Below are 16,845 nucleotides of genomic sequence, written 5' to 3'. Positions count from 1 at the left end.
GTGCGATGGTGACCGCGGCTCACCCGGTGCGTGGCGCGCTGGCGAGACGCGCGCCCGCAACGGCACCGAGGCGCTCTCCGACTTCCGGATAGCGGTCGATCAGCGCGTTCAGGTCGCTCAGCTCCAGCGACAGAAGCAGGCAGGGCGATGCCGCAATGGCCAGCAGGTTCTCCTCCGCGCGCCTGATCAGGACGGTCTCGCCGAAGAAGTCGCCGTCCGAGAGGTGAAACAGGCGGTCCTCGATCTCCAGCTCGACTTCACCGCCTGCCAGAATGTGAAGTGCATCGACCGGATCGCCGCGTCGTACGATCACCCGGCCCGTGTCGTGACGGGCCGCGCGCATCAGGCGGGTCAGACGCATGATCTCGCCGGGCGGCAGATCCTCGAACAGCGCCAGGCGGCCCACCATCGTTTGGGTCACCACGAACTCCCGCCGGTGCACTTCCTGTGTGAACCCGGTCGCCAGAATGCCGATCGGCAGCGCAAACATGCCAAGCCCCAGCAGCATGACGATGCCGCCGATCACCTTGCCGGCCAGTGTCACCGGCACCAGATCCCCGTACCCGACCGTGGTGAGCGTGGTCAGCCCCCACCACATGGCAGCCGGAATCGACCCGAAACCATCGGGTTGTGCGTGCCGTTCCGCGTAATAGATGGCCGTCGAAGCGATGATCAGCAGGCCCAGCATGATCAGCAGCGCCCCGAGCAGGGCGCGACGTTCGTTGTACAGCACCCGCTGCATGGTCATCATCGCCGAAGAGTAACGGAGCAGCTTCAGGAACCGCAGCAGCCTGAGGACGCGCAGGACACGCAGATCCGCGCCGAATATGGCCGCCAGATAGAACGGCAGAATGGCCGCCAGATCGATCAGTGCGCTGAAGCTCACCGCATAGCGCAGACGGCTGCGAACGGGACCCAGCCGCTTCAGCGATGGGTGTTCGGGCGCTTCCCACAGGCGCGCCGCGTATTCGATCGTGAAGATGACGACCGAGACGACTTCGAAGATGAACAGTTCGGCACCATAGGCGGCACGGATCGACGGGACGGTTTCCAGAACCACCGCCGCGATGTTCAGCGAGATGAGCGTGATCAGGAAGTAATCGAAAACAGCGCTGGCGGTATCGCCCGGCGTGGATTCCTCGACGATCTCGAAGACGCGGCGTCTGATCGATACATCCCTCCGCGCCCCCGTCAGCATCATCCTGTCCCGTGGCTATCCGGCAAGCGCCGTCTCGACGGCCGACAGCGCGTCATGCGCGGCCGCCCCGTCAGGGCCGCCGCCCTGCGCCATGTCGGGCCGGCCACCGCCGCCTTTGCCGCCGATCGCACCCACGCCCGCGCGCACCAGATCGACAGCGTTGGTCCGGTCCAGCAGTTCCTCGGAGACGCCGATCACCAGCGCGGCCTTGCCGTCGTTCACCCCCACCAGCGCGTAGACCCCGGGCCCGCCGGATGTGCGCATGTCATCGATCATGCCCTTCAGCTGTTTGGGCGGCACGTCTTCGGCAACCTGCCCGACAAACCGGATACCGTTTATCTGCTTGGCCGCCGGTCCATCGCTGGCGCCGCCGCCCATCGCCGCCTTCCGGCGCGCCTCGGCGAGGTCCTTCTCCAGCTTGCGGCGTTCTTCCAGCAACTGGGCGACGCGTCCCGGCGCATCCTGAACGGTCGTCTTCAGCGCGCCCGCGACCTGGCGCAGCGCGTTTTCCTGGGACGCCAGATGTTCGATCGCGGCCTCGCCGGTCAGGGCCTCGATCCGCCGCACACCCGCCGCCACGGCGCCTTCGCTGACGATGTGGAAGGCTCCGATATCGCCGGTACGCCTGACATGCGTGCCGCCGCACAGTTCGGTCGACCAGTTGGGATCTTCCAGACCGCCCATCGAGACGACACGCACCTCGTCACCGTATTTCTCGCCGAACAGCGCCAGCGCGCCCGCCTTCACCGCCTCGTCCGGTGCCATCAGGCGCGTCGATACCTCGCCGTTGCCCCGGATCATGGCGTTGACGTCGGCATCGACCTGGCGGATCTCCTCGACAGTCAGCCCCTTGGGATGGGAGATATCGAACCGTAGCCGGTCGGACGACACCAGTGACCCCTTCTGCACCACATGATCGCCAAGCCGGATCCGCAGCGCGCGATGCAACAGGTGCGTCGCCGAATGGTTGGCGCGCAACCGGTCGCGGTAGTCCGTATCGATCCGGGCCGTCACCGTGTCGCCCACCTGCAGTGCGCCGCCGGTCAGCCTGCCCATGTGGACGTGGACGTCACCCACGCGCTTCTGCGTATCCGATACATCGACCACCGCGCCACCTTCGGCGCGGATTGTGCCGATGTCGCCCATCTGGCCGCCGGATTCGCCGTAGAACGGTGTCTGGTTCAAAATGACCGCCACCTCGTCACCGTCAGCCGCCGCGTCGACCGGCTTGCCGTCGACCAGAATCGCCGCGACGACCGCCTCGGCGACATCGGATGTGTATCCCAGAAACTCGCTGGCACCGGCTTTCTCGCGCACGTCGAACCAGACCGCATCGGTGGCGAGTTCGCCCGAGCCCGACCAGTTCTTCCGCGCCTCGGCCCGCTGCCTGTCCATGGCGGCATCAAAGCCGTCGGTATCGACCGAACGGCCCTGACCGCGCAAGATGTCCTGCGTCAGATCCAGCGGAAACCCGTAGGTGTCATACAGCCGGAAAGCCACATCGCCGGCGAGAGGCTCTGCGTCACCCAGCCTGGAGGTTTCGTCTTCCAGCAGCTTGAGCCCCCGTTCCAGCGTCTGCTTGAACCGGCCTTCCTCAAGCTTGAGGGTTTCCGTGATCAGCGCCTCGGCCCGGCCGAGCTCTTCGAAGGTGGGGCCCATCATCCGGACCAGTTCCGGCACCAAGCGGAACATCATCGGTTCGCGGCAACCGAGCATGTGCGCGTGACGCATGCCGCGCCGCATGATCCGGCGCAGCACATAGCCCCGCCCCTCGTTGGACGGCAGCACGCCGTCGGCAATCAGGAACGCGCTCGCGCGCAGGTGATCCGCGATGACGCGGTGATGCACTGCCCCCGGCCCGTCGGGATCGGAATTGGAGAAATGGGCGGACTGTTCGATCAGGTTGCGCAGCAGGTCGGTCGCATAATTGTCATGCGTCCCGTTCAGCGTGGCAGTGATGCGTTCCAGCCCCATGCCCGTGTCGATCGACGGGCGCGGCAGGTCGAGCCGGTCGCCCGGTCCGCGCTGCTCGTACTGCATGAAGACGAGGTTCCATATCTCGATGAAGCGGTCGCCGTCCTCGTCAGGACTGCCCGGCGGCCCACCGGGAATGTGCTCGCCATGATCGTAGAAAATCTCGGAACAGGGGCCGCAGGGGCCGGTGTCACCCATCGACCAGAAATTGTCCGACGTCGCGATGCGGATGATGCGCTCGTCCGGCAGGCCGGCAATCTTCTTCCAGAGCCCGGCCGCCTGTTCGTCTTCGGAATAGACCGTGACCAGCAGCTTCTCCCTGGGCAGGCCGAACTCCTTCGTGACCAGGTTCCAGGCCAGTTCGATCGCCTGATCCTTGAAATAGTCGCCGAACGAGAAATTGCCGAGCATCTCGAAAAACGTGTGATGACGGGCCGTATAGCCGACGTTGTCCAGATCGTTGTGCTTGCCGCCCGCGCGCACGCATTTCTGCGATGTCACAGCCCGCGCGTAGTCGCGCTTTTCCTGTCCGGTGAAGACGTTCTTGAATTGCACCATGCCCGCGTTGGTGAACATCAGGGTCGGATCCTGATGCGGCACCAGGGGCGACGACGGGACGTGGGTATGTCCGTTCGACTGGAAATAGTCGATGAATGTCTTGCGGATTTCATTGCCGCCGGGCACGTGACACCTCTTTGAAAGACTTGGCCGGGGCCGGTAAATCCACACCCGTTCCGAGCGGCCAATCTGAGGTCAGCGCCCCGCAGTGTCAAGAACGGCCCGGACGCGCCTGACCGGTCCCCGGTTAACGGTCGGTTAGCCCTGTTCGCCTAGGGTGTCGGACATTCTGGAACAGAAGCCTCAGAGACGGAGCGACATGCCCGGGCCCAAGCTGAAAACGCGCCTGAAAGCCTGGTGGGAAGGATATGACGTCCCGCCTGATCGGGATCGTGGCCGCCAGCCCCCGGAAGGACGGATCAGGGCCACGATACGGTGCGAATTCTCGCCGGAGATCGACACGATGCACATGATCTTCGGGCGCGGCCGGACATTGCCGCTGCCGACCGATCCGATCGCCGATCTGACCGATCCGATCTCAACGCCGTCCGGCATGGCGACACTGATCGTCGGTGCCGAGACCGGCGGCCCGCCACTTCATCTGGCGCAGGCCTACGGCATGCAGATCACCGCCCTTGAGCCCGACCGGACATGGGCCAGCATCGGCGACGGCATCGCGCGCGCGGTCGATTTCGAAGGCACCTTCCGCATCGGCCCGGTGGATCTGCCGAATGTGGAGCTCAGCAAGAACCGCTACCACCTGGTGATATCGCGCCTGCTGCTGCACGCCTGTCACAACCGCGAGCAGTTCTATCGCAAGGTCGAGCGATCCCTGCGACGCGACGGGGAGATGATCCTGACCCACTATGTGCTGACCGAAAAGGTCGACCGGGAGGCCATCGAGACGGCCATGATATCATCCCGGGAGCCGGATCCGCCCGCCCTGCGCACCCAGTCGGAGGAAGTACGCATGCTGACCGAATCAGGGCTTCGCGTGGGCATCGTCGAGGACAGGACCGGCCCGGTACTGGCGCGCCTGACCGAGCAGTTCGGGCAGTGGCAGCGGCTGGTCGAGAAAATCCAGCAGTACGATCAGCAGCCGGCGATGCTGCAGGCCCTGCTTGGACATGTCGAGCACTGGCAGTCCCGCATCAGCCTGATGAAATCGGGCGACCTGCTGATCAACCGGTTCCGGGCACAGAAGCGTCAGAACGAATTGCTCTGACGCCTGCAGTCCGCTGCAGCCGATCAGGCGGGCACGGCCTCGTCATCATCGTCGTCATCGGCTTCGGGTCCCGTCGTCATCGCGTCGGAAAGCAGGCCCGCGTTCTTCCGGATCTCGGCCTCGATCGCGTCGGCAACATCCGGATTGTCCGCCAGAAACTGCCGGGCCGCCTCACGTCCCTGCCCCACGCGCTGGTCGCCGTAGGAAAACCAGGAGCCGGCCTTGTCGACAACACCGATCTTCACGCCATGGTCCAGCAACTCACCCGTCTTCGAGATGCCCTCGCCGTACATGATGTCAAACTCGACGACCTTGAACGGCGGCGCGACCTTGTTCTTGACCACCTTCACGCGGGTCTGGTTGCCGACCACATCGTCCTTGTTCTTGATCGCGCCGATCCGGCGGATGTCCAGACGGACCGAGGCGTAGAATTTCAGCGCGTTGCCGCCGGACGTGGTCTCGGGGCTGCCGAACATGACGCCGATCTTCAGGCGGATCTGGTTGATGAAGATCACCATGCAGCCGGAGCGGGAGATCGAGGCCGTCAGCTTGCGCAGCGCCTGACTCATCAGCCGGGCCTGCAGGCCGACGTGGGAATCACCCATCTCGCCTTCCAGCTCGGCCTGCGGCACCAGCGCGGCGACGGAATCGATCACCACCACATCGATCGCCCCCGAGCGCACCAGCGTGTCGGCGATCTCCAGCGCCTGCTCACCGGTATCGGGCTGTGAAATGATCAGGTCATCGATGTTGACGCCCAGCTTCTTCGCATATCCCGGATCCAGCGCGTGCTCGGCGTCGACGAAGGCGCAGACGCCGCCTTTTTTCTGGGCTTCTGCGATCACGTGCAGGGTCAAGGTCGTCTTGCCGGAGCTTTCGGGACCGTAGATCTCGACCACCCGTCCCTTGGGCAGGCCGCCGATGCCCAGTCCGATATCCAGGCCGAGCGAACCGGTCGAGATCGATTCAACATTCATCGCTTCCTGCTGGCCCAGCCGCATGACCGAGCCCTTGCCGAATGCGCGTTCAATCTGAGCGAGAGCGGCGTCAAGCGCCTTGGTTTTTTCCACCACGTCCGGAGATCCCTTTTCAATAAGGCGTAAAGCTGATTGCGACATGCCGTTCTCCCATCATTCACCGCCAGCGCACCCTGTGCAACACGCTGAATGTACGTAATTTGTTCTCAACATGCAAGCAAATCGCATCGCATTGTTAACATTGGGAAATTCAGAAATATTCCAGAAATGTTCCGAGAATTTCCGGCGCATGACGTCTCGAATCAGCGTTCGAGTTGTTCCTTCACCTTGGCCGCCAGCTGCTTCAGGCTGAACGGCTTGGGCAAGAGATCGATATCGCCCAGATCGTCGCCGAGACTCCTGCGAAAGGCCTCTTCGGCATAGCCGGATATGAACACCGCGCGCATGTCGGGCCGCAGTTCCCGCGCGCGGCGGATCAGCGTCGGGCCATCCATGTTCGGCATGACCACATCGGAGATCATCAGATCGATCTCCTGGCTGCGTTCCTCGATGATGGCGAGCGCGACTTCTCCGCTCTCCGCCTCGATCAGTTGATAACCCTTGTTGCGCAGGGCCCGCGCCGCGAACAGGCGCACGGCGTCCTCATCCTCGACCAGCAGCACCGTGCCCGATCCGGTGAGGTCCACGGCGTTCCTGCGATCGCGCGCATTGTCGACCGTCGCATCCTGTTCGACCTGCGGCAGCAGGATGCGGAAGGTCGTCCCCTCCCCGACCCGGCTGTCGACATCGACGTAGCCGCCCGTCTGCCTGACGATGCCATAGACGGTGGCCAACCCGAGTCCCGTTCCGTGGCCGATGGCCTTGGTCGTGAAGAACGGCTCGAAGATCTTGGCCAGGTTCTCCTCGGTGATCCCGTGGCCGGTGTCCGCGACCGCGATTTCCACATAGTCTCCGGCGGGAATATTCTCGTCGCCGACACGCTGTTCGTTCTCGAAACGCACGTTTCCGGTGGTGATCGTCACCGTTCCGCCCGCATCCATCGCATCGCGGGCATTGACCACCAGGTTGGTCACGACCTGCTCGATCTGTCCCTGATCCACCTTCACAAGCCCCAGATCGCGCTCGTGCACGATCCGGATGTTCAGATGCTCACCGATCAGCCGCCGGAGAAGATCGGAGATGTCCGTCAGCACATCCGTCAGGTTCAGCACCTTGGGACGCAGCGTCTGCCGCCGCGAGAAGGCCAGAAGCTGCCGGACCAGCGCGGCGGCGCGATTGGCGTTCTGTTTGATGTGGACGATGTCGGCATAGGACGGATCGCCAGGCGGGTGCCGCATCAGCAGCAGGTCGGCAAAGCCGATCATGGCCGTCAGCAGATTGTTGAAATCGTGCGCAACGCCGCCCGCAAGCTGACCGACCGCCTGCATCCGCTGTCCCTGTGCGAACTGCGCTTCCAGATTCCGCTGCTCGGTGGCATCCACAAGATAGAACACGGCCTGGGGCTCGGTACCGCCGTCGGCCAGCAGGCCGCCATTCACCAGCGCCACCCGGTCGCCGCCGCCCCGAAGCTTCAAATCCGCAACCGGCAGGTCCGTGTTTCCGGCGAAGGTCGCCGCGAAACAGTTCTGGACAGCCGCCCGTACCGACGCGTCGAACACATCGACGAACTGTCTGCCGACAAGCGTGTCGTCCGCATCGATCATACGCCCGACGGTGCCGTTGGCACGCTTGATGGTGCCGGAGCTGTCCACCACCACGAGACCGATGGGCGCGAAGGCGATGAGTTCTTCGAGAAAACTGTCCGAGCGCACGAGATCGCGCCTCAGTGCCTCGATTTCCCGCGCATGGCCGTCTTGTGCGACGTTCGCGGGCTGTTCCGGTTCAGGTGATCCCGCGTCTTCGCGATCGGGCGCGACCGCGGATGACGGGTCCTGCAGCTGTGTCCGATCCGAACGGGCACGGCGCATCAGGGAAAAACCGATCAGAAACGCGGCCAGCAATCCGGCCAGGCCCACAAGCACGCCCTGATGCGCTGGCAGGATCCCGAGCAGGGAGGCCATCGAGATCGCCACAACGATCAGGAGACCGGCGATCGTACCGATCCCCAGGGCCATTTTTCCGGACTCCTTCCCGCACGTCGCGGTGACAGCCGATGCGATCCCGGTCTGCTGGCTCATCCTGTTCCTGCTCCACCGGCGCTAAAACGGTTCTTCAACTGCATGACGTAACTGATGATTTCAGCGACAGCCCGATAGTGCTCGACCGGGATGGGTTCGTCCAGTTCGACCGTTGCATACAGGGCCCGGGCCAGGGGCGGATTCTCGATCACGGGCACCTCGGCGGCTTCGCCCGCCTCCCTGATGCGCAGGGCCACCGCGTCGACGCCCTTCGCGACACATGCCGGCGCAGCCATCGTATCGATGTCGTACTTCAGCGCGACAGCGAAATGCGTGGGATTGGCAATGATGACGTCCGCCGTCGGAACTGCAGCCATCATACGGCGGCGGGCGCGTTCCATGCGCAGTTGCCGGATGCGCTGCTTGATCAACGGATCGCCGTCGGACTGTTTCTGCTCGTCCTTGATGTCCTTGCGGGACATCCGCAGTTCCTGATTGTTCTTCCACTTCTGGTAGACGAAGTCCGCGGCCGCGATGACGGTCATGACCGCCATGACTCCCGCCACCATGGTGATGGATTCATTGCGGACGAATTCCATGACACCCAGCGGATCGACCTGCATCAGCTGCGGCAAGGCGTCCATGTCCGGCCAGATCAGCGAAAAGGCGACAAACGCGACGATCACCAGCTTCGCGATGCCCTTGGCGAACTCCATCAGGGACTGGGACGAGAACAGCCGTTTCGCACCGGCGATGGGGGAGATTTTCGAAAGCTGCGGTTTCAGCTTTTCCGTGGTGAAGATGAACGGGTGCTGGATCAGCGTGCCGACGGCCGCGACGAGTGCCAGCATCAGCATGATCGGCAGCACACCGACGGCCAGATCGTTCACGATGCCTGACAGCAGACCCTGCATGGCACCGGGCGACACGTCGATCCGGTCCGGGCTGGCGATGAAGGTCCGCATACTGCGTGCCATGGTCGCCGCGGCGTGGCTGATCAGGATCAGCAGCAGGCCCGCGATGCCCAGCATCATGAACCAGTGGCCGACTTCCTGGGACTTGGCGACCTGGCCCTTCTTCAGCGCATCGGCACGCCGCTTGTCGGTCGGTTCCTCGGTTTTTTGCGAGGGATCCTGGTCTGAGTCAGCCATGCCCGATCACCCGCCAACCAGGAACTGCGTGGTCCCCGCTTCGAAATGCTCCAGAAACCAGACGCCCATCGCGCCCAGCGTGATCATGAAGAACAGCAGCGCCAGCAGGATCTGCATCGGCATGACGATGAAGAAGACCTGCATCTGGGGCATCAGGCGGTTCACCAGCCCCATGCCGATATACAGGATCAGGGCATAGGCAATGAAAGGCGCGGAAATCTGGATACCGACCAGAAAACTGTTGGCCACGGCTTCCGCCGCCATCTCGGCGAAGCCATCCACCGGCGGTGCCTGCGCGGCGGGAAAGAGAATGTAGCTGTCGGTCACGGCCCGCAGCATCAGGTGATGCAGGTCGGCCATGAAGATCAGGGTCATGCCCATGATGGTCAGAAAACTGCCCAGCAGGGCCCCCTGCGCTCCCTGCGCCGGATCGAAGAACTGCGCAAAGCCGAGGCTGGACTGAAACGAGATCACGATGCCCGCGACATGCAGCGCGGACACCAGCAGCCGGATCGCACCGCCGATGAAGATGCCGATGATGATCTCGCCGCCAAGCAGGGGCAGCAGCGTCACCGGCTGCAGCGGCATATCCGGCAGGCCGGCCGCCACCACCGGCTGCACCACGATGCTGAGTCCCAGCGCGATCACCAGCCGCACGCGCGGCGAGATATAGGGCTCCCCGAAACCGGGAAGAACCATCAGGATCGCGCCCACGCGCGCGAAGACCAGCAGAAACGAGAATGTCAGGGCGGGCAGCAGGTCCGCGAGCATGATCCGTCAGCTTCCGTTCGGACCGAGGTCCGCGATGCGCAGGGACACGATCTCCATGAAACCGGTCAGCTCGCCGATCATGTAGGGGGCCAGAACGATCAGGGCGATGAAGATGGCGATGATCTTGGGCACGAAGGCCAGAGTCATTTCCTGCATCTGCGTCAGCGCCTGGAACAGCGAAACGGTCAGGCCGACGCCCAGGGCGATCAGCATGACCGGCGCGGCCACCTTCAGCAGCACCCAGATCGCATCGCGCGCGACATCGACGACTTCGACGGGGGTCATGGCGGAACCCTCCGGTCAGATCGGCATGCGGATGATCTGCTGATAGGCATCGACCACACGGTCACGGACGGCCACCACCGTCTGCAGTGCGATCTCTGCATTGTTGACGGCCTGCACCACGTCGGTGATATCGACCTTGCCCGCATTCGACTGTACCGAGACCTGCTCGGAACGTTCCATCGCACCGGCGATGTTCTCGCCGGCTGCCTTGACCATGTCGGCGAACGCCGATCCTTCAGCGCCGGCCGCGCCGATCTCGCCCGAAGGAAGCGCGTCACCGGCTTCCCCACCCCGGCCAACAGCCTTGCCATAGGCCATCGCCGCATTCTGCAGCGTCACGTCCATTTCAGGATCTCCATATCAGGTAGGGAACACATCAGCGAAGCAGGTCCACCGTGCGTGAAATCATGTGCTTGGCGGTCTCGATGACAGTCAGGTTGGCCTTGTACGTCCGCTGGGCCTCTTTCATGTCGACCATCTCGATCAGCGAATTGACGTTGGGCAGCTTCACATACCCCTGCCCGTCAGCCGACGGATTGCCCGGATCATACTTCTGACGGAACGGCGTCTTGTCCGTCATGATCTTGTCCACCCGCACGGTCTGGGTGCCATTGGCCTGATCGAAGGCCTGGGCGAAGGTCATCACCTTGCGACGGTACGGATCGGCACCCGGCGTCGTGGAACTGGAATTCGCGTTGGCGATGTTCTCGGCGATCAGGCGCATGCGGGCGGTCTGGGCCCGCAGCCCCGACGCCGACGTCATCATTGCTTTCTCAAGATCCATTCAGCAGGCTCCTTTCGTGGCGTCCATCATCAGCCGCCACGTCCGCCGATGGCAGTCTTCAGCATCTGGGTGTGCTTGCGGTACAGGGAGGCCGCGAGATCGAAGGCCATACGCGCGTCGTTGACCTTCAGGATTTCATCTTCCAGCACGACCGTGTTCTTGTTCGGCGTCGAGTCCGGTGCCTCGATGCGGCTTTCCGCAAAGCGACCGTCGGAGGCACCCGGCGGCGTCATGTGCCCCGTCGAGGTTTTTGCCATCTTCATGCCCTGATGCGGCTTGTGCAGCAGTTCCCGGAAGCTGAGTTCCTTGAGGTCCCGCGCCTCATAGCCGGGCGTATCGGCGTTGGCGATGTTCTGGGACAGCACCTTCTGGCGCGCGGACAGCCATTCCATGTTGCGCGCCAGAGAGGAGAATACCGAAATGTCCTTCAGAAACATGTGCCACCGGTTCCGTTCGCAGGCGGATTCCTGATCCGCAGAGAAGCCGGATGGTCGTCCGAAATGATTAATAATTCGTAATGTCCGAAACCTGCCGCCGGCTGCCGGGCGCATTATCGGATCGTTAACCAAGACGCGCCAGAATCCGCCCATCGCGGGAGAGAATCTCCCTGATCGGGAAAACCATTCGGCAGAAGGCCAGCGCACCCTTGGAAACTTTCGAATATCTTCGCTTTCTGGCCGCCCTCGTTCTGGTGGTCGGTCTCATCGCGGGCGCCGCCTGGGCCGCGCGCCGCTTCGGACTGGCGCCGCGTGTGACGTCCAGCGGCTCCGGACGGCTCGCCGTCGTTTCCGTCCAGGCCATCGACACACGTCGCAAACTGGTTCTGGTCCGGCGCGACGATCGCGAACACCTGATCATCGTCAGCCCCACGGCAGAGACCGTCATCGAGACGGGCATTCAGGCGGTGGAGACGGCGCAATGAACGGCGGCATGATCCGACGCACGCTGCCAGCGATCCTGCCCCTGTTGCTGCTCATGTCCGGCAACGCGCTGGCGCAGGAAGTGAACATCGACCTTGGCGAAGGCGGCAGCTTCACAGGGCGCGTGCTGCAGCTCGTCGCCCTGCTGACCGTCCTCAGCCTTGCACCGGCGATTCTGGTGGTCGTCACGTCCTTCACGCGGATCGTGATCGTGCTGTCGCTGCTGCGCTCGGCCATGGGCGTGCAGACCACGCCGCCCAACGTGGTGATCATCTCGCTGGCGCTGTTCCTGACCGCCTTCATCATGGCACCGACCTTCGAGGCGGCGTGGGAACAGGGTATCGAACCCCTGCTGAACGAGGAGATCGAGGAACGCGAGGCCTTCATCCGCGCCACCGGCCCGGTACGTGATTTCATGCTGGTGCACGTGCGGGAGAAGGATCTGGCCCTGTTTCTGGATCTGGGCCAGACCAGCACCGACGGCCTGCAGCCGGAGGATACGCCGCTGCAGGCACTGATCCCGGCCTTCATGATCTCGGAACTGCGGCGCGCCTTCGAGATCGGGTTTCTGCTGTTCATCCCGTTTCTGGTGATCGACATGGTGGTGGCCAGCGTCCTGATGTCGATGGGCATGATGATGCTGCCGCCGATCATCATCTCCCTGCCTTTCAAGCTGATCTTCTTCGTCATCGTGGACGGCTGGAATCTTGTGGCCGTCAGCCTGGTCCGGAGTTTCACCGGTGGCGGCTAGGGCGGGACAGGCCCGGTCGAGACACATGGCGTCTCAGGCTGATGATTCGGTGACGCTTGCCGGGCTTTCTGAATCGGTGTCCAATCTTTCCCGACAGGAGCAGGTTCACCGATGGACATTGAAAGATACCGTGCGCAACTGATCGCGCGGCGCGACGCACTCGACGATCTGCGCAGCATGTCGGCTGAATCGCGAAAGGCCGTCGAACTGGATCAGTCGAAGGTTGGTCGCCTCTCCCGCATGGACGCGCTGCAGCAGCAGGAGATGGCCAAGGCGTCGGAACAGCAGCGGCTGTTCGCATTGAAGCGGATCCATTCCGCACTCGCCCGTTGCGACGACGGGGAGTTCGGCTATTGCATCGAATGCGGCGAAGAGATTTCCGCGCCGCGTCTGGATATCGATCCGGCCACACCGCGCTGCATCGACTGCGCCGATATCCGTTAAGCGCGCAGGTCAGCCCTTTTCTGCGAAATTGATGGTGGTGATCTGAAATCACCGCGATATGGTCCGCGCCATGACTGCCGCCACGCCCGAGAAACTGTCCCCGACCGTCAAGCGGAACGTGATCCTGCTGGCCCTGTGCCAGGGTCTCGGCGTATCGACCTTTTCCATCATGATCGCCATCGGTCCGCTGATCGGCTACTCGCTGGCCATCGACAAGGCGTTGTCGACCCTGCCGGTGACCGCCGTTGTGACCGGCACCGCCATCGCCACCATACCGGCGGCCATGTTCATGGGCCGTTTCGGCAGACGGCCCGGATTTCTGGTCGGCGCGGGCCTGGGTCTGGCCGGCAGCGCCGTCGGCGCCTACGCGCTGATCGAAGCCAGCTTCTGGCTCTACTGCATTGCGACGGCCCTCGTCGGGATGTTCTCGGCCTTCGTGCAGCAGTACCGCCACGCCGCGGTCGATGTCTCACCGGTCTATTTTCGCCCCCGTGCCGTCTCGTATGTCATGGCCGGGGGACTGCTTGCGGGGTTCCTGGGCCCGGAGATCGCCAAGCACACCGAGGACCTGATACCGACAGCCCTGTTCCTGGGCTGCTTCGTGGGTACGGCAGGTCTGGCCGCGATCACGGCGTTGGTGGTCATCTTCCTGGATATTCCGCCGCTGGCGCGTCAGACGAGGGAAACCCGCGGCCGGCCGATGCGCGAGATCATGAAGAACCCGGTCTTCTGGGTTGCCGTCTTCTCCGGGATGATCGGATTCGGCGTGATGAGCCTGATCATGACCGCCACGCCGCTGGCCATGAAGCTCTGCGGGTTCTCGTTCGAGGATTCGACGACGGTCATCCAGTGGCATGTCGTCGGCATGTATCTGCCCGCCTTCTTCACCGGCAGCCTGATCATCCGGTTCGGCGTCCTGCGGATCATCGTCGTCGGTGCCATACTGAACCTCATCTGCGTCGGCTTTGCGATAACCGGCATCGAGATGCTGAATTTCTGGACGGCACTCGTCCTGCTCGGCGTCGGCTGGAATTTCATGTTCGTCGGCGGCACGACATTGCTCGCTGAATGCTATACACCTGCCGAGGCGCCGCGCGTGCAGGGCATGAACGACTTCCTCGTTTTCGGTGTGGTTGCCCTGTCGTCGCTCAGTTCGGGACAGTTGCTGGACCGCATCGGCTGGGACGCCGTTGCCCTGACCGCCGTACCTCTTGTCAGCATCGCGATGATGGGCGCGCTCTGGCTGATGTTTTCGCGTTTCAAGCCACAACGCGCCTGATAATGCATGCCTGATCTGCGTTAAATTTGCGCACCTGTTGCGCTGCAGCGCGGCATTTGGCATATAGCCGCCACTTTGAACCCGGTGCGGGACTTCGAATCCGGAGGGGATTCCCTGGACAGCACCGATCGTTCCTTAACCCAGGGGAATACGAATTATGGATACCACCTTGTTGCTGGTGCTCGTCGCCGGCGCACTCGCCATCGTTTATGGCGTGGTGACTGCCATGCAGGTGCTTGGCGCACCCGCTGGCAATGCGCGGATGCAGGAGATCGCAGCCGCCATTCAGGAAGGCGCACGTGCCTATCTGAACCGTCAGTACATGACCATCGGCGTCGTCGGCATCGTCGTCGCGATCATTCTCTATCTGCTGCTGGGCGGTCTCGTCGCCCTCGGCTTCGTGATCGGCGCCGTTCTTTCGGGCGCGGCCGGTTACATCGGCATGAACGTGTCGGTCCGCGCGAATGTGCGCACGACCGAGGGTGCCCGCCAGGGTCTGGCTGAAGGCCTCAAGATCGCGTTCCGCGCCGGTGCCGTCACCGGCATGCTGGTCGCCGGCCTGGCGCTGCTGGGTGTCGCGGGCTACTACGCCGTGCTGCTGGGCATGAACGTCGAGGGCCGCGGCCTGATCGACCCGCTGGTCGCGCTGGGCTTCGGTGCGTCGCTGATTTCCATCTTCGCCCGCCTGGGTGGCGGTATCTTCACCAAGGGTGCCGACGTCGGTGCCGACCTGGTGGGCAAGGTCGAGGCCGGTATCCCGGAAGACGACCCCCGCAACCCCGCCGTGATCGCCGACAATGTGGGCGACAATGTCGGTGACTGTGCCGGCATGGCCGCCGACCTGTTCGAAACCTACGCCGTGTCCGTGGTTGCCACGATGGTGCTGGCTTCGATCCTGTTCGTCGGCGATCTGGCCGCTTCGATGATGATGTATCCGCTGGCCATCGGCGGCGTCTGCATCGTGACCTCGATCATCGGCACCTACTTCGTGCGCCTCGGTTCGTCGCAGAACATCATGGGCGCGCTCTACAAGGGCTTCATCGTCTCGGCAGTGCTCTCGGCCGTCGCGATCTATTTCGTGACCGAGTTCGTGGTCGGCAGCGGTGCCATCGCCGGGTCGAACTTCAGCGGCCTGGATCTGTTCTTCTGCGCGATCGCGGGTCTGGTCGTGACCGGTCTGCTGATCTGGGTGACTGAGTATTACACCTCGACCGAATACAGGCCGGTGCGCTCGGTTGCTGAAGCCTCCAACACGGGCCACGCCACGAACATCATCCAGGGTCTGGCCATCGGCATGCAGTCGACGGCAATCCCGGCCCTGATCATCTGTGCCGGTATCATCGTGACCTTCTCGCTGGCAGGCCTGTTCGGCATCGCCATCGCGGTCACCGCCATGCTGGCGCTGGCCGGCATGGTCGTCGCGCTGGACGCCTACGGCCCCGTCACCGACAATGCCGGCGGCATTGCCGAGATGGCCGAGCTGGACGAGTCGGTGCGCAACACCACGGACGCGCTGGACGCGGTCGGCAACACCACCAAGGCCGTGACCAAGGGCTATGCCATCGGTTCCGCAGGTCTGGGTGCCCTGGTGCTGTTCGCAGCCTACACGCAGGACCTGCGCTTCTTCGCCGCCAACCCCGAGCAGTATCCGTACTTCGCCGGTGTGGTCGTCGATTTCGCCCTGTCCAACCCGTATGTGGTCGTCGGCCTGATCTTCGGCGGCCTGCTGCCGTTCCTGTTCGGAGCCATGTCCATGACCGCTGTCGGCCGCGCTGCCGGTTCGGTGGTCGAGGAAGTCCGCCGCCAGTTCCGCGAAGACAAGGGCATCATGGCCGGCACGTCCAAGCCGGATTACAGCCGCGCCGTCGACATGCTGACGAAGTCCGCGATCAAGGAAATGATCGTGCCTTCGATGCTGCCGGTTCTGGCCCCGATCGTCCTGTACTTCGTGATCTTCTGGGTCACGGGTGACAAGGGCTCGGCGCTGGCGACCGTCGGTGCGATGCTGATGGGCGTGATCGTCACCGGCCTGTATGTCGCGGTCTCCATGACCGTCGGCGGCGGTGCCTGGGACAACGCCAAGAAGTACATCGAAGACGGCAACCATGGTGGCAAGGGCTCGGAAGCGCACAAGGCTTCGGTGACCGGCGACACCGTCGGCGATCCCTACAAGGACACCGCCGGCCCCGCCGTGAACCCGATGATCAAGATCACCAACATCATCGCGCTGCTGCTGCTGGCCGTTCTGGCTCACTAGGCTTCGGTATATCGATGAACGGATCAACCCCGCGGAGGTTTTCCTCCGCGGGGTTTTTCTTGTTCTGGCCCCGGCTTCTAGAGCGTCCCCATATTTGATTGAATCGATTTAGGATTCCCAAATCAGTCTGGTTCTGATTCAACATGCTGGCTGG

Annotated in this window: 16 protein-coding genes; 6 read left to right on the top strand and 10 right to left on the bottom strand. The window is 63.4% G+C overall.

Going from position 1 to position 16,845, the window contains the following annotated elements; all coding sequences use genetic code 11:
* Positions 1–19: 19 nt before the first annotated feature.
* Positions 20–1,198: a cyclic nucleotide-gated ion channel gene (locus ACN0X7_RS12510; protein WP_417517709.1), complete on the bottom strand. Its 1,179-nt coding sequence runs from the start codon at positions 1,196–1,198 to the stop codon at positions 20–22.
* Positions 1,199–1,213: 15 nt separating this feature from the next.
* The gene (alaS, locus tag ACN0X7_RS12505) at positions 1,214–3,856 is read right to left on the bottom strand and encodes an alanine--tRNA ligase (RefSeq protein WP_417517707.1); all 2,643 of its coding nucleotides are present in this window, start codon (positions 3,854–3,856) and stop codon (positions 1,214–1,216) included.
* Between the two features lie 193 nt (positions 3,857–4,049).
* On the opposite strand from alaS, the gene ACN0X7_RS12500 reads away from it, so the two are divergent.
* Positions 4,050–4,955, top strand: coding sequence for a class I SAM-dependent methyltransferase (locus tag ACN0X7_RS12500; RefSeq protein WP_417517705.1), 906 nt, complete (start codon positions 4,050–4,052; stop codon positions 4,953–4,955).
* A 23-nt stretch (positions 4,956–4,978) separates the two neighbouring features.
* Here the strand turns inward: ACN0X7_RS12500 and recA are convergent, their stop codons facing one another.
* The 8 genes from recA to flgB form a co-directional block, all read right to left on the bottom strand.
* A complete protein-coding gene (gene recA, locus ACN0X7_RS12495) occupies positions 4,979–6,073 on the bottom strand; it encodes a recombinase RecA (RefSeq protein ID WP_417517703.1) in 1,095 nt (364 codons plus the stop codon).
* Positions 6,074–6,234: 161 nt separating this feature from the next.
* Entirely contained in the window at positions 6,235–8,046 is a 1,812-nt protein-coding gene (locus tag ACN0X7_RS12490) for an ATP-binding protein (protein WP_417517701.1), read from the bottom strand.
* Between the two features lie 59 nt (positions 8,047–8,105).
* Positions 8,106–9,200 carry a flagellar biosynthesis protein FlhB gene (gene flhB / locus ACN0X7_RS12485; RefSeq protein WP_417517699.1) on the bottom strand — a complete coding sequence of 365 codons (1,095 nt, stop codon included), beginning with the start codon at positions 9,198–9,200 and terminating at the stop codon, positions 8,106–8,108.
* 6 nt (positions 9,201–9,206) lie between these two features.
* Positions 9,207–9,971, bottom strand: coding sequence for a flagellar biosynthetic protein FliR (gene fliR / locus ACN0X7_RS12480; RefSeq protein WP_417517697.1), 765 nt, complete (start codon positions 9,969–9,971; stop codon positions 9,207–9,209).
* A gap of 6 nt (positions 9,972–9,977) precedes the next feature.
* Positions 9,978–10,256: a flagellar biosynthesis protein FliQ gene (gene fliQ / locus ACN0X7_RS12475; RefSeq protein ID WP_417517695.1), complete on the bottom strand. Its 279-nt coding sequence runs from the start codon at positions 10,254–10,256 to the stop codon at positions 9,978–9,980.
* Positions 10,257–10,271: 15 nt separating this feature from the next.
* Positions 10,272–10,601, bottom strand: a complete 330-nt coding sequence (locus ACN0X7_RS12470) for a flagellar hook-basal body complex protein FliE (RefSeq protein WP_417517693.1) — start codon at positions 10,599–10,601, stop codon at positions 10,272–10,274.
* A 31-nt stretch (positions 10,602–10,632) separates the two neighbouring features.
* The gene (gene flgC / locus ACN0X7_RS12465; protein ID WP_417517691.1) at positions 10,633–11,040 is read right to left on the bottom strand and encodes a flagellar basal body rod protein FlgC; all 408 of its coding nucleotides are present in this window, start codon (positions 11,038–11,040) and stop codon (positions 10,633–10,635) included.
* A 29-nt stretch (positions 11,041–11,069) separates the two neighbouring features.
* Entirely contained in the window at positions 11,070–11,477 is a 408-nt protein-coding gene (gene flgB / locus ACN0X7_RS12460) for a flagellar basal body rod protein FlgB (protein ID WP_417517689.1), read from the bottom strand.
* 209 nt (positions 11,478–11,686) lie between these two features.
* On the opposite strand from flgB, the gene ACN0X7_RS12455 reads away from it, so the two are divergent.
* The 5 genes from ACN0X7_RS12455 (at position 11,687) to ACN0X7_RS12435 (ending at position 16,691) form a co-directional block, all read left to right on the top strand.
* Positions 11,687–11,962 (top strand): FliO/MopB family protein, encoded by a 276-nt coding sequence (locus tag ACN0X7_RS12455; RefSeq protein WP_417517687.1) that lies wholly within the window; start codon positions 11,687–11,689, stop codon positions 11,960–11,962.
* On the top strand, positions 11,959–12,711 hold the full coding sequence (fliP, locus tag ACN0X7_RS12450) for a flagellar type III secretion system pore protein FliP (protein ID WP_417517684.1): 753 nt from the start codon (positions 11,959–11,961) through the stop codon (positions 12,709–12,711). The genes ACN0X7_RS12455 and fliP overlap by 4 nt, the downstream gene beginning before the upstream one ends.
* 111 nt (positions 12,712–12,822) lie before the next feature.
* Positions 12,823–13,155: a TraR/DksA family transcriptional regulator gene (locus ACN0X7_RS12445; RefSeq protein WP_417517682.1), complete on the top strand. Its 333-nt coding sequence runs from the start codon at positions 12,823–12,825 to the stop codon at positions 13,153–13,155.
* Positions 13,156–13,225: 70 nt separating this feature from the next.
* Entirely contained in the window at positions 13,226–14,434 is a 1,209-nt protein-coding gene (locus tag ACN0X7_RS12440) for an MFS transporter (protein WP_417517680.1), read from the top strand.
* Positions 14,435–14,591: 157 nt separating this feature from the next.
* On the top strand, positions 14,592–16,691 hold the full coding sequence (locus ACN0X7_RS12435) for a sodium-translocating pyrophosphatase (RefSeq protein WP_417517678.1): 2,100 nt from the start codon (positions 14,592–14,594) through the stop codon (positions 16,689–16,691).
* The last annotated feature ends 154 nt before the right edge of the window (positions 16,692–16,845 follow it).

This window comes from Minwuia sp. (assembly GCF_048263705.1).
GTDB lineage: Bacteria > Pseudomonadota > Alphaproteobacteria > Minwuiales > Minwuiaceae > Minwuia.
The sequence above is the reverse complement of the archived record's forward strand: the minus strand, read 5'-3'. Positions and strand labels throughout refer to the sequence as shown.